The sequence below is a fragment of the Kitasatospora sp. NPDC088346 genome, from assembly GCF_044740765.1.
Lineage (GTDB): Bacteria > Actinomycetota > Actinomycetes > Streptomycetales > Streptomycetaceae > Kitasatospora.
Window position 1 is genome coordinate 1 of sequence record NZ_JBIURH010000103.1, and the last position, 12,200, is coordinate 12,200.

A 12,200-nucleotide genomic window follows, 5' to 3' on the forward strand; every position below is an offset into this window, starting at 1 on the left:
CGCCCGTCGAATACGAGAACACCTACTACCTCACGACAGCAAAACCGCAGGTCACCACCACAACCTGAGATCTCTACCGAACCCGGGGCGGTTCAGTCTCCTACAGCTTGACGATCCGTAGAAGCTTCAGGACCATGCTGAGGTCAGAGCGCGACAGTGGCCCGAAAGATCGTGGCTTCGCTGCCATCACGGGTGGCCGTCACAGCCGGGCCGCCTGCGGCGATGAAACAGGACTCACCCCGGGAGAGAGTCAGCTTCTCGCTCGCAGCGTCGACCAGCACCGCGCGCCCCTCCGTACACAAAATGATCTGCGGAGAATCTGTCGGCAGAGGCCAGCTGCCGAGGCGATAGCGGGAGAGCCGGAACTCATGGATAGGTGCCGGGTACAGTTCCTCGCCCGGGCACTCCGCCACCTGCACCGGCTGGATCGCGGCGGGATCCGTCGCCTCGAACTCGACCACGCGCAACAGCTCGGGCACGTCGATGTGCTTCGGCGTCAGCCCAGCCCGCAGCACGTTGTCCGAGTTGGCCATCAGCTCCACGCCCAGTCCGTGGAAGTACGCGTGCGGCACGCCGGCTCCCAGGTAGACCGCTTCGCCGGGGCGCAGTGTCATGTGGTTGAGCAGCAGGGCGGAGAGCAGGCCCGGGTCGGCCGGGTAGTGGTCGGCCAGGGCGGCGTAGTCGCGGAGCATGGACGCGTCAGGCGGGGTGGGGTTTTCGGCGGCGAGGCGGAGCAGTGCGTTTCGGGTGCGGGCAACCAGGTCCACGACGGTGTCCTGGTCCAGGGTCAGTACCATCGTGAGTGCCTCGCGCAGGGCCTTTGGTTCGGGCTTGGCGCGCAGCGCCTGGATCACTCCGGACAGCCCGGGGACGGAGAGGCGTGTCAGTAGCCGCGCCGTTTGCTCTGGTGCCCGGAAGCCGCAAACGCCGGTGAACTCGGCTAGCGCGCAGAGCATTTCGGGCTTGTGATTGGGGTCCTTGTAGTTTCGCTCGTGTGCGTCCATCGGGACTCCGGCGGCTTCCTCGGCCGCGAACCCGGCCCTGGCTTGGTCCATGTGCGGGTGCACCTGTATCGACAGCGGCTCCCCCGCCGCCAGGACCTTGAATAGGAACGGCAGCGTCGTCCCGAACCGCGTGACGGTCGCCGCGCCGAGCTCGCCCTGCGGGTCCGCTGCGATCACCTGGTCCAGGGAGCGGGCGGTGTATCCGCGGTCGATGCCGGAGGGCGCCCCGGGATGCGCGCCCATCCACAGCTCTGCCTGTGGCTCGCCGCTCGGCTCGGCCCCGAGCAGCGCCGGGATGGCTGTACGCGAGCCCCAGGCATACGGACGGATGGTGTTCTCCAGACGGTCCATGTGCTTTCGGGTCCTTTCAGCGGCGCGACGAGGTGGGCCTGCAGGTACTGCGGCTCCGTCATCATGGTGAGGAGGCCGTGGACAGCTGGTAGACGCGTTCCGCGTTGGCGCCGAAAATGGCGCTCTGCTCGCCGGGTGTCAGATCGGCGAGCAGCTCGCGCGTGACTGCGACTACCCGTCTGTAGTCGGCCGCCAGCGTGGCCACCGGCCAGTCGGAGCCGAAGAAGAGCCGCAGTGGACCGAAGGAGGAGAGGGCCGCGTCGACGAAGGGCCGCAGGTCGGCGGCGGTCCAGCGGTGCCAGTCAGCCTCGGTGACGAGGCCGGAGAGCTTGGCGGTGGTGTTTGGGAGGGCTGCGAAGAGGTAGAGGCCCTGAGCCCAGGGGGCGAGTTCGTGGCGGATGATCGGTGGCTTGCCGAGGTGGTCCAGGGCGAAGGTCAGTTCGGGCAGCTCTGCGGCCGCACGCGTGGCGGCCGGGAGCTGGCTCGGGGTGATCACCAGGTCGTAGGCGAGCCCGGCCGCGGCGACCGCGCGCAGGCCGCGTCGGACGTCGGCGCGGAGCAGCCAGCTGGGGTCGGGCTCGCTCTGGACCTGATGGCGGATACCGACCAGGTGTGCGCCACCGGGCCCTTCGCGCAGCACGGCGAGGGCATCCGCGACGTCCGGGGCGGTCAGGTCGACCCAGCCGACGACGCCCGCGACCAGCGGGTCGGCGGCGGCGAGGGTGAGGAACTCGGGGGTCTCCTCGGGCACGCAGATGGTCTGGACGAGGATCGTGGCGTCCACGCCGGCCGCCTGCGCCTGGGGTCGCAGCTCGTCGAGGGTGAAGCTGCGCCGGAGCGGGGCAAGTTCCGGGCCGGTGATCCAGTCCTGGTCGCGGACGGCGAGGTCCCAGACGTGGTGGTGGGCGTCGACGACGCGCGCGGTCGCGCTCATAGGTGCCAGACCACGGGGAGGGGCGCACCGGCGCCACCTGCGGAGTAGTCGTGGGGGACTTCCAGCAGCTCGCCCATCCTTTTCTGCCAGGCGGTGTTGACGGGTAGTTTGCCCAGCTCGGCGATGAGGGTGGGGTAGTCCTCGACCTCCAGAAAGTGGAAGAGGTCGGTACCGCTGCGCCAGATCGTCCACTCGGTCGCCCCGGCGGCGCGGATGGCGGCGGTGAGTTCGGCGGGTACCTCGCGGTGGGCCTGCTCGTACTCGGCTATCCGGTCGGCGTGGACGCGGGTGTGCAGGGCTATTCTCATGCTGACTGCTCCTGAGTGATGATCAGCACGTCGAGGGTGCGCGGGCCGTGCACGCCCTCGACGCGGTCGAGTTCGATGTCGCTGGTGGCGGAGGGCCCTGAGACGAAGGTGAGTGGCCGAGCGGGATCGAGCAGCACGAGGGCGTCGGGGACGTCTCCGACGATCTGGTGGTCGCGGACAACGCAGAGGTGGTAGTCCGGCAGCAGGGTGAGCGCGCGGCGGCCCTGGCCGGGGCCGGTGTCCAGGATGATCGTGCCGGTTTCGGCGATGCCGACGGCGGCTGTGGTGAGCACGCCGTCGGCGGCCTCTAGGTCGGCGACGCTCAGCGGCTCGCTGAGGCGTTCCCAGGGCCCTTCCGGCAGGAGCTCCTCGGGGAAGCCGGGCGGCACAGCGAGGCTGCGCGGGCCGCGCCGGGCGAGCAGTCGGGCGATGGTCTCCCGGGCCGCATCGGGTGTGGCCGTGACGACATGGGCTCGGTAGTCGGCGACGCGCTCGGCGAAGAGCGCGCGCGTGTCGTCCTCGGCGTGGCTGCGGCGGTAGTCGCGAGGAGCGGGAAGATGCTCTGAGGTCTCGTCGGCGGGCACGTCCGCGAGAGCGTCACGGATGCGCCGCAGGATGATGTCGCGGGAGGCGGTCGTCACGGCCTTCCTTCCAGCTCCGGTTTGGTCCGCTTCCACCACGAGCGGAACGACTCGGGTGGCGGGGCGGGTGTGTCGCGGGCGTCGGTCCAGCCATGCAGCGGACCTGGGAGTGGGCCGATGACGCCCTTGCGTCCCAGCATTCGGCCGCCGAGCGCGGCAGCGCGCTGCGCGCCGGCGAGGCGGGCGGGCGAGGTCAGGACGGCGGTCGCGGCGCGCATGGCGAGTGCCTCGGCGCTCGGCGTCCGCCGCTTGGCGCGTTTGGCTTCGACGACCTTGGCCCGGAGGTGGGTGAGCACCTCGGGGATGTTGATTTTTACCGGGCACGCGTCGTAGCAGGCACCGCAGAGCGTGGAGGCGAAGGGGAGCGTCTCCGCGTGCTCGACGCCGACCAGTAGTGGGGTGAGGATCGCGCCGATCGGGCCGGGGTAGACGGAGCCGTAGGCGTGGCCGCCGGTGCGCTCGTAGACCGGGCAGACGTTCAGACATGCGGAGCAACGGATGCAGCCGAGTGCCTGGCGGCCGACGGTGTCGGCGAGGGTGGTGGTGCGGCCGTTGTCGAGCAGGATCAGGTGGAAGGACTGCGGGCCGTCGCCGGGGGTGGTGCCGGTCCACGTGGAGGTGTAGGGGTTCATCCGCTCGCCCGTGGAGGAACGCGGCAGGAGCTGCAGGAAGACCTCGAGATCCTGCCAGGCGGGCAGGACTTTCTCGATGCCCATGACGGTGATCAAGGTTTTGGGCAGGGTCAGGCACATCCGGCCGTTGCCCTCGGACTCGACGACGCCGACCGTACCGGTCTCGGCGATGGCGAAGTTGGCGCCCGAGACTGCGACCTTGGCGTGCAGGAACCTCTCCCGCAGGTGCAGTCGGGCGGCCTCGGCCAGGGCACGCGGCTCGTCGGTGAGGTCGGCCGGGGCCGGGCGCCCCCAGGCGGCCATCTCACGGACGAAGATCTCGCGGATCTCGGCGCGGTTGCGGTGGATCGCGGGGACGAGGATGTGCGAGGGGCGGTCGTCGCCGAGCTGGACGATCAGCTCAGCCAGGTCGGTCTCGAAGGCTCGGATCCCGGCCTCGGCCAGGGCCTCGTTGAGGCCGATCTCTTGCGTGGCCATGGACTTGACCTTGACGACTTCGCTCTCGCCGGTCGCGCGAACGAGCCCGGTGACGATCCGGTTCGCCTCGGCGGCGTCAGCGGCCCAGTGGACGATGCCGCTGGCCTTGGTAACCGCCTCCTCTAGGCGCAGCAGATGGCTGTCGAGGTGACGCAGGGTGCGGTGCTTGATGGCGGCGCCGGCCTCGCGCAGCTGTTCCCAGTCGTCCAGCTCGGCGGTGACGGCGAGGCGCTTGTCACGGATGGTCGTGGTGGCGTTGCGCAGGTTGCGGCGCAGCTGCGGGTCGGCCAGCGCGGTTCGGGCCGCCTCGGGGAAGCCGGGGCTGCCGAGCCAGACCACATTGTCTGGGCTCATTGAGTGTCCCTTTCCGTCTTGGCCAGGATTTCGGCCAGGTGCACGGTGCCGATGCCGGTCTTCAGCCGGGAGAGCCCGCCGCCGATGTGCATGAGGCAGGAGTTGTCTGCGGCGCAGAGCACGTCCGCATCGGTGCTGACGACGTTGCGCATCTTGTCGCTGAGCATGGCGGTCGACGTCTCGGCGTTCTTGAGTGCGAAGGTGCCGCCGAAGCCGCAGCAGGAGTCGGCGGCCGGGAGCTCGACCAGGTCGATGCCGCGGACCGCGCGTAGCAGTTGCAGTGGCCTGTCTGCCAGTCGCGGTCCGCGCAGCGAGTGGCAGGTCGGGTGGTAGGCGACCCTGTGTGGGAAGTACGCGCCCACCTGGGTCACGCCGAGCACGTCGACGAGGAGCTCGGTGAACTCGTATACACGCGGGACGAGTTGGGCCACCTCCGCGCGCAGTGCCGCCTCGCGGGAAGCGTCGGCCAGCAGTGGGTGATTCTCCCTGACCATGCCTGCGCAGGACGCCGAGGGGGTGACAACGGCGTCGTAGCCCGCGAAAGCCCGTGCGAAGCCGCGTACCAGCGGCAGGGCCTCCGGGCGGTAGCCGGTGTTGAAGTGCATCTGTCCGCAGCAGGTCTGCGCGAGCGGGAACTCGACAGTGTGTCCGAGCCGTTCCAGTACGGTGACCACCGCCTTGCCGGTCTCCGGGAACATGGTGTCGTTGAAGCAGGTGATGAAGAGCGCAACACGCATCAGCTCGCCGCCTTGTCGTCTGTGGCTGGCAGCGGCGCGTCGCGCGGCAGAAGGTTTTCGGCGCGTAGCGCCGCCCAGAGCTCGGCAGGGAGCCTCACATCCATCATCGCTGCGGCGTCAGCGGCCTGGGCCGCGCTGCGCGCGCCGACCAGGACGGAGGCCACGGCCGGGTGTCCGAGCGGGAACTGCAGGGCTGCCGCGCGCAATGGGACGCTGAACTCATTACATAGTGCTTCGAGTTGAAGTGAGCGGTTCAGTAGTTCGGTCGGCGCGGGCGCGTAGTCGAAGGTGGCGCCGGGCCTGGGGTCAGCGAGCAGGCCGGAGTTGAAGACGCCGCCGATGACCACGGAGACTCCGCGCCGTGCGGCGTCGGGTAGCAGGAAGTCCAGAGCGGTCTGGTCGAGCAGCGAGTATCGTCCGGCCAGCAGCACCACGTCGACGTCGGTGTCGCGGACGAATCGGTCCAGCATCCGGGTCTGGTTCATGCCCGCGCCGATCGCGCCGACCGTCCCCTCGGCGCGCATCCGTTCCAGCTCCGGGTAGGCGGAGTCGAACGCCTGCTGCTCGTGGTCGTCGGGGTCGTGCAGGTAGACGATGTCGATTCGGTCCAGGCCGAGCCGGGTCAGACTTGCCTCGATGCTGGTGCGGACGCCGTGGGCACTGAAGTCCCAGACCCGCTCGTGCGTCGTCGGCACGGCGAAGCCGTTGGCGAGATCGTTCCCGGTCGGGTGGTGTTTCTGGCGCAGCAGGCGTCCGACCTTGGTCGATACCGTGTAGTCGTTACGGGGTCGCTGGCGCAGCGCCGCGCCGAGGCGACGCTCGGAGAGTCCGAGGCCGTAGTGGGGCGCGGTGTCGAAGTAGCGGACTCCGGACTCCCAGGCCGCGTCGACGGTGGCACGGGCCTGCTCGTCGCTCACCTGGGTGAAGAGGTTGCCGAGGGGGGCGGCACCGAGGGATAGCTCGGTGACGCTGGTGGTACTGCGTCCAAGCTGTACGGTGCGCATGGGTGGGTTCGCCTTTCTCCGTTTATGGCCGGCGTGGCCGCAGGGGGTGGCACCAAGGAGTCTCGCTGCGGTCCGGCCTGGGTCTGTGCTTCTGACGCGCTTCCGACGGGGGTTAATGCGGTGAGGGTGGGAGCCGGAGGCCGGCCATGCCGCCGTCAACGGCGAGCCAGGTGCCCGTGGTCGAGCCGGCCAGCGGGCTCGCCAGGTAGGCGATGGCGGCGGCGACCTCGTCCGCGGTGACCAGGCGGCCGTGTGGCTGACGGGCGTTCAATGCGGCCCGCTCGGAGGTCGGCTCGGACGCGGCGTCGAGTAGGCGGTCGACCCAGGGAGTGTCCACGGTTCCGGGGTTGACGCAGTTGACGCGCACTCCCTCGCGGATGTGGTCGGCGGCCATGGCCAGGGTCAGCGAGAGCACGGCGCCCTTGCTGGCGGAGTAGAGCGCACGCTGCGGCAGTCCGGCGGTGGCGGCGATGGAGCAGGTGTTGACTATCGCCGCGTGCGCGGAGTCGCGCAGGGGCGGCAGCGCGGCGCGGGTGGTGCGGACGATGCCCAGGACGTTGACGTCGAGTACGCGCTGCCACTGCTCATCCGGGTTGTCCTCGATGGTGCCGGCCGCGCCGATGCCAGCGTTGTTGATCAGGATGTCCAGGCCGCCGAGCTCTGCCACGGCGTCGGCGACGGCCGCGCGTACCGAGGCGTCGTCGGTCACGTCGGCGGTGAAGCCGTGTAGCGGCTTCGGGGCACCGCTCGGGTCGAGGTCGAGAACCGCCACCTCCGCGCCGCGTTCGGCCAGTAGCCGGGCGGTGGCCAGGCCGATGCCGGACGCGCCGCCGGTAACGACGGCTCGCAGGCCCTGCAGCTCACTCATACGATCTCTCCCGTCGGGTTGGTGGCTCGGTCGGCGGTCCAGAAGACGCCGTTGGGGAAGGTGTAGATGTCGATCGAGGACTGTCGCATCTGCGCGGAGAAGCCCGGGGCGAGGGGTGGCATGTAGTGGCCGTCGCGGACGTCGGTCGGGGTCAGGAAGTGCTCGTGCAGGTGGTCGACGTACTCGACGACGCGGTCCTCGGTGGTTCCGGAGAGGGCGACGTAGTCGAACATGGACAGGTGCTGCACTAGTTCGCAGAGCCCCACCCCGCCCGCGTGCGGACAGACCGGGACGCCGAACTTGGCGGCCAGCAGCAGGATCGCGAGGTTCTCGTTGACTCCGCCCACCCGCGCGGCGTCGAGCTGCAGGATGTCGATCGCACCGGCCTGGAGCAGTTGTTTGAAGACGATCCGGTTCTGCACGTGCTCGCCGGTGGCGACCTTGACTGGGGCGACGCCGGCGCGGACGGCGGCGTGGCCTAGGACGTCGTCGGGGCTGGTGGGCTCCTCGATCCAGTAGGGGTCGAACTCAGCCAGCGCGTTGGTCCAGTTGATCGCCTCGACGACGTCCCAGCGCTGGTTGGCGTCGATGGCCATCCGCACGTCGGGGCCGATTGCGGCGCGGGCCGCGCGGCAGCGGCGGATGTCGTCGGCCAGGTCGGCGCCGACCTTGAGCTTGATCTGGGTGAAGCCGTCGGCGAGTGCCTTCTTGGCCAGCCGGGTCAGCTTTTCGTCCGGGTAACCCAGCCAACCGGGCGAGGTGGTGTAAGCGGGGTAGCCGCTCTCCAACAGTATGGCCGTGCGTTCTGCGCGCCCGGCGCGGGCGTTCGCCAGCAGCTCCAGCGCCTCGGCGGGGGTGAGCACGTCGGTCAGGTAGCGGAAGTCGACCTGCGAGACCAGCCACTCCGGCTCGGCCTCGGCCAGGAAGCGCCAGAGCGGCAGCCCGGCGCGCTTGGAGACGAGGTCCCAGACGGCGTTGACCACGGCGCCGACGGCCATGTGCAGCACGCCCTTTTCAGGGCCGAGCCAGCGAAGTTGGCTGTCGTCGATCAGGCCGCGGCTGAGAGAGCCCGGGTCTGCACAGAGTTCGTCGACAGAGCGGCCGATGATGTGGGCACGCAGTGCTTCGATCGCGGCGACCTGGACCTCGTTGCCGCGCCCGATGGTGAAGGTGAAACCGTGCCCCTCCAGACCGTCTCCGGCGTCGGTTCGCAGCACCAGGTAGGCAGCGGAGTAGTCGGGGTCGGGATTCATGGCGTCCGAGCCGTCCAGCGATCGTGAGGTCGGGAAGCGGACGTCGTAGGTGTGAACGGCGGTGATCCGCGCCGGGGCCTTTGACATGTGGGTTCTCTCAGGCTTGTTCGATGGGGGCTCAGGCTTGCTGGAAGCTCTGGCTCTGGCGGCCGAGCCGGTCGATCTCCAGCTCCACTGTCTGGCCGGGGCGGAGGTAGGGCTGGTCGGGCAGGCCGAGGGCGACGCCGGCCGGGGTGCCGGTGTTGATCACGTCGCCGGGCTCGAGGACCAGGTACTGGCTCAGGTAGCGGACGGTCTCGGCGACGCCGAAGATCATGTTCTTGGTGTGGCCGCACTGACGCGGGACGCCGTCGACCGACAGGCGCAGACCCAGGCCCTGCGGGTCACCTGCCTCGTCCGGGGTGACCAGCCAGGGGCCGAGCGGGTTGAAGGTCTCGCAGGACTTGCCGAGGTCCCATTGGCCGGAGAACTCCAGCTGGAACTCCCGCTCGGAGACGTCGTTGCTGATCGCATAGCCGGCCACGCACTCAAGCGCCTCCTCGTGGGAGCCCAGGTAGCGGGCGCGGCGGCCGATGACGACGGCGAGCTCGACCTCCCAGTCGGTCTTCCATGAGCCGCGCGGGATCAGCACCCTGTCATACGGGCCGACGACGGTTCCGGGGTCCTTCATGAAGACCACCGGGCGAGGCGGTATCGGGGCACCCGTCTCCGCTGCATGGTCGCGGTAGTTGAGGCCGATGCAGACAACCTTGCCGGGGCGGGCGACCGGTGGGCCGATTCGCAGTTCCCCAGAGGGGATCGCCAGCTCAGGCAACCGTCCCTCCGCAAGCGCTTCTCGCACCCGCTCGAGTCCACCTGAGGCGAGGAACCGTCCATCGATGTCCTCGGTGATGTCGGTCAGGCTGAGGTAGCGCTCGCGACCGTCTTCAGCGACCTCCAGCAGCGCTGGGCGTTCGGCTCCGGGGGCTCCGATGCGTAGAAGTTTCACGGGTCCAGCACCTCCGCAGGGCCAGATGAGGGGAGCGAGAACGCCCTCGAATCGTCAGAGGACTTGTGGGGCATACCTGGACGATAACGAACCTAGGGCATCCACACAAGTAGACATCCTATGACTACGGGGAACGCCCTCCAGCGCCTCACACAAATACACTGGTCAATGGGATTCCCATCGAGGGTGAGGATCGAACCCGCCCAACAGCCAGCAAGAATCATCCGATGAATATCGTCGGCTCGCTACGCCGGACCCCGGAGTCCGGGCCGGGCTGCGCGCGCTCGGCCACGACCCCAACCGCCCCGAGCACTGCCCGCGGGCGGCGCTGGCGGCCCCCAGCGCGCCCTACGGCAGCCGCTTGTTCAGAAGCCGCCCGACGATCCCGGTACGACACGACGACATTGACCGGCTAGGCGTCGCGAGGCGCGGCGTTGGGCGTTTTGGCCAGTGTCGCAGCGTGCGGTCGCGCCACTCGCCAGGACAGTCCCAGGCACGCCCACCCGCCCCAATGCCCGCTGGCCATACGCCGCCCCAGGCAGCGGCAACGCAGCGGTTACGTCGGCCACGGCCGGCGAGAGTCGGAGCCTGCAGACGCGGAGTCGAGGGGCCACGATCCACACCCCTCGCCTGCATTCCGCGCAATTCGGAGCCGCTAGAGTGTGCATCCGGGCCCTGACCTGCGATAACGCTCATGGACGTGGCATTGGGGCGTTTCTTTAGGCATAGAGAAACGCGCAGGTCAGGTGCCTGGGTGCACTCCCGAGCCAACAATGGCACCAACTTCGACCGGCCAAATCGCCATAATCTGGGTCAAGTTAACGGATCTGAAGCGGCACGTGGCGCCCGGGCTCTATCGTGACACTCGACTCGGCTCGCAACAGGCTGTCGTTCGGGTGCTCCGGAAGTCACATCCGGAAGCCCCGCTACCTGCGGAAACGCCGAGTCCTAGAGAAACGGCCTGCGGCGCCCGGAGAGATGAAGTCGCAGGTCATCAGGCATGCCGTTGCTCCAGCGGCCCCGAATTACGCGGAACGCGGGCCTCGCAGGTTGGCGGAATCGCCACGGACAACGACGCGATGAAATAACGCTATCGCGCACGTCTCCCGCGCCCAGGCGCCTACCAAGAGGCCGCTATGCGGTCGCCGCCAGCCCCCAGGAGCTCAGGCCCGCACCTCGCCGGAGCCGCGGACCTTCAAAGCGACCGGGACGATCACCGTCTGCACCTGCCGGGCGGGGTCGGCGATGCGCGCACGGAGCAACTCGACGGCCGTCTGGCCGATCTTGGTGGTCTGCTGGGCGACCACTGTGAGCGCGGGCTGCAGCAGATCGGCGTGCGGTACCTCGTCGAAGCCGACGATCGCCAGCCGAGAGGCTGCCTGCGACCCCAGACGCCGAAGCACCGCAAGCGTGGTGTCCATGTTGCCCGTGACCAGCGCGGTCGCCGGATCGGCACCGTGGAGTGCGGTGTCCAGCGCCGCGGCCACTCGCTCGGCGGTGATCTCGCCGGGGTGCACCAGGCCCTCGACCGGCTGGCCGTGGGCCCCCATGGCGGCGCGGAAGGCCGCAGCGCGCTCCCGGCCGGAGAAGACGCGCTCGCTGTCGCCGATGTAGGCGATGCGGCGGTGTCCGTGCTGGTACAGGTGGTGGAAGGCCATTCCGATGCCCGATGCGTTGTCAGACATGACGCAGTCCACCGAGATCCCGCTCATCGGCCGGTCCATGGCCACCAGCGGCATACCTGCCTCCAGCTCCGGCTGAAGATAGCCGTGATTCTCACCGAAAGGCTCGACGATGATGCCGTCCAGGCGCTGCCGGCACATGGAGAGCAAGGTGTCGCGCTCCCGGGCTTCATCGAAGTCCGTGGACGCGGCCAGGAGGGTCAACCCCAAGGCGCGCACCGTCCGCTCGATGGCGGCCAGCTCCGGGTTGACCTCGGCAATCCGGCGGACCGCCGCTCCTATCGTTCCGGCGACTCCGGTCCGCAGCTGCCGGGCTCGCTCGTCCGGGCGGTAGTTCAGCGCCGCGATCGCAGCCTCGACTTTGGCGACGTACTCCGGCCCCACCGTCGGGTCGTTGTTCACCACCCGCGAGACCGTGCGCAGGGCCACCCCGGCCTCACGCGCAACGTCGACCATGGTCGGCCGCATGGGCCGCCCCCCGCTCCCACCCTGCGCTCCACTCATCCGGCTACTCCTCGCAGTAACAGTGGACCGTTATCAGATCGGCTCTTGACACACACCCACAACGCGCACCTAATTTTCGAATAACGTTATTTCGCAGGTGTCCCGGTGTCAATCCACTGCGGGTCCGCCCCGTGTCGGATCACATCACATCTCAGAGGGCGTTTGGCGAGAGTAGTTTGCACTTTATGTCCTAGTAGGTTCCTCGCCAGGTTGGTGTGGTTTCGTCCGTTATACGCTTGGCGAGGTTGTCGATCGAGGCGATGTGGATCATGGCTTCGGAGCTGGCCGGCAGTGTCTCGTAGTCGCGGGCCAGCCGGCGGCGCTGCATGATCCACCCCAGACTCCGTTCGACCACCCACCGCCTTTTCGGGCTCTTGTGCTGGACCTGTGGGTCGGGTCATGCGAGTTGGCGTCGGGGCAGGGTGGGGCGGTTGCCGCCGAGGCAGAGCATGACGAGGGCGAT

General features: G+C 69.0%; 11 protein-coding genes and 1 pseudogene. All 12 read right to left on the minus strand.

Features of this window, described 5'->3' with window-relative positions:
• Positions 1-143: 143 nt before the first annotated feature.
• Positions 144-1,355 carry a mannose-6-phosphate isomerase, class I gene (gene manA, locus ACIOFR_RS41160; protein ID WP_401005806.1) on the minus strand — a complete coding sequence of 404 codons (1,212 nt, stop codon included), beginning with the start codon at positions 1,353-1,355 and terminating at the stop codon, positions 144-146.
• Between the two features lie 61 nt (positions 1,356-1,416).
• Positions 1,417-2,289, minus strand: coding sequence for an amidohydrolase family protein (locus ACIOFR_RS41165; protein ID WP_401005808.1), 873 nt, complete (start codon positions 2,287-2,289; stop codon positions 1,417-1,419).
• Positions 2,286-2,597 (minus strand): L-rhamnose mutarotase, encoded by a 312-nt coding sequence (locus ACIOFR_RS41170; protein ID WP_401005809.1) that lies wholly within the window; start codon positions 2,595-2,597, stop codon positions 2,286-2,288. The genes ACIOFR_RS41165 and ACIOFR_RS41170 overlap by 4 nt, the downstream gene beginning before the upstream one ends.
• Entirely contained in the window at positions 2,594-3,238 is a 645-nt protein-coding gene (locus ACIOFR_RS41175) for a lactate utilization protein C (RefSeq protein ID WP_401005811.1), read from the minus strand. Before ACIOFR_RS41175 ends, ACIOFR_RS41170 begins: the two co-directional genes overlap by 4 nt.
• Positions 3,235-4,701 (minus strand): lactate utilization protein B, encoded by a 1,467-nt coding sequence (locus ACIOFR_RS41180; protein WP_401005813.1) that lies wholly within the window; start codon positions 4,699-4,701, stop codon positions 3,235-3,237. Before ACIOFR_RS41180 ends, ACIOFR_RS41175 begins: the two co-directional genes overlap by 4 nt.
• Entirely contained in the window at positions 4,698-5,438 is a 741-nt protein-coding gene (locus ACIOFR_RS41185; RefSeq protein WP_401005815.1) for a (Fe-S)-binding protein, read from the minus strand. Before ACIOFR_RS41185 ends, ACIOFR_RS41180 begins: the two co-directional genes overlap by 4 nt.
• Positions 5,438-6,442 carry an aldo/keto reductase gene (locus tag ACIOFR_RS41190; protein ID WP_401005817.1) on the minus strand — a complete coding sequence of 335 codons (1,005 nt, stop codon included), beginning with the start codon at positions 6,440-6,442 and terminating at the stop codon, positions 5,438-5,440. The genes ACIOFR_RS41185 and ACIOFR_RS41190 overlap by 1 nt, the downstream gene beginning before the upstream one ends.
• Before the next feature lie 112 nt (positions 6,443-6,554).
• The gene (locus ACIOFR_RS41195) at positions 6,555-7,310 is read right to left on the minus strand and encodes an SDR family NAD(P)-dependent oxidoreductase (RefSeq protein WP_401005819.1); all 756 of its coding nucleotides are present in this window, start codon (positions 7,308-7,310) and stop codon (positions 6,555-6,557) included.
• Positions 7,307-8,650 (minus strand): L-fuconate dehydratase, encoded by a 1,344-nt coding sequence (locus ACIOFR_RS41200; protein WP_401005821.1) that lies wholly within the window; start codon positions 8,648-8,650, stop codon positions 7,307-7,309. Before ACIOFR_RS41200 ends, ACIOFR_RS41195 begins: the two co-directional genes overlap by 4 nt.
• A 31-nt stretch (positions 8,651-8,681) precedes the next feature.
• On the minus strand, positions 8,682-9,551 hold the full coding sequence (locus tag ACIOFR_RS41205) for a fumarylacetoacetate hydrolase family protein (RefSeq protein WP_401005822.1): 870 nt from the start codon (positions 9,549-9,551) through the stop codon (positions 8,682-8,684).
• 1,163 nt (positions 9,552-10,714) lie between these two features.
• Positions 10,715-11,689: a LacI family DNA-binding transcriptional regulator gene (locus ACIOFR_RS41210; RefSeq protein WP_401005824.1), complete on the minus strand. Its 975-nt coding sequence runs from the start codon at positions 11,687-11,689 to the stop codon at positions 10,715-10,717.
• 238 nt (positions 11,690-11,927) lie between these two features.
• Positions 11,928-12,104: pseudogene (locus ACIOFR_RS41215) on the minus strand (transposase); the annotation flags it as partial.
• Positions 12,105-12,200 lie beyond the last annotated feature (96 nt).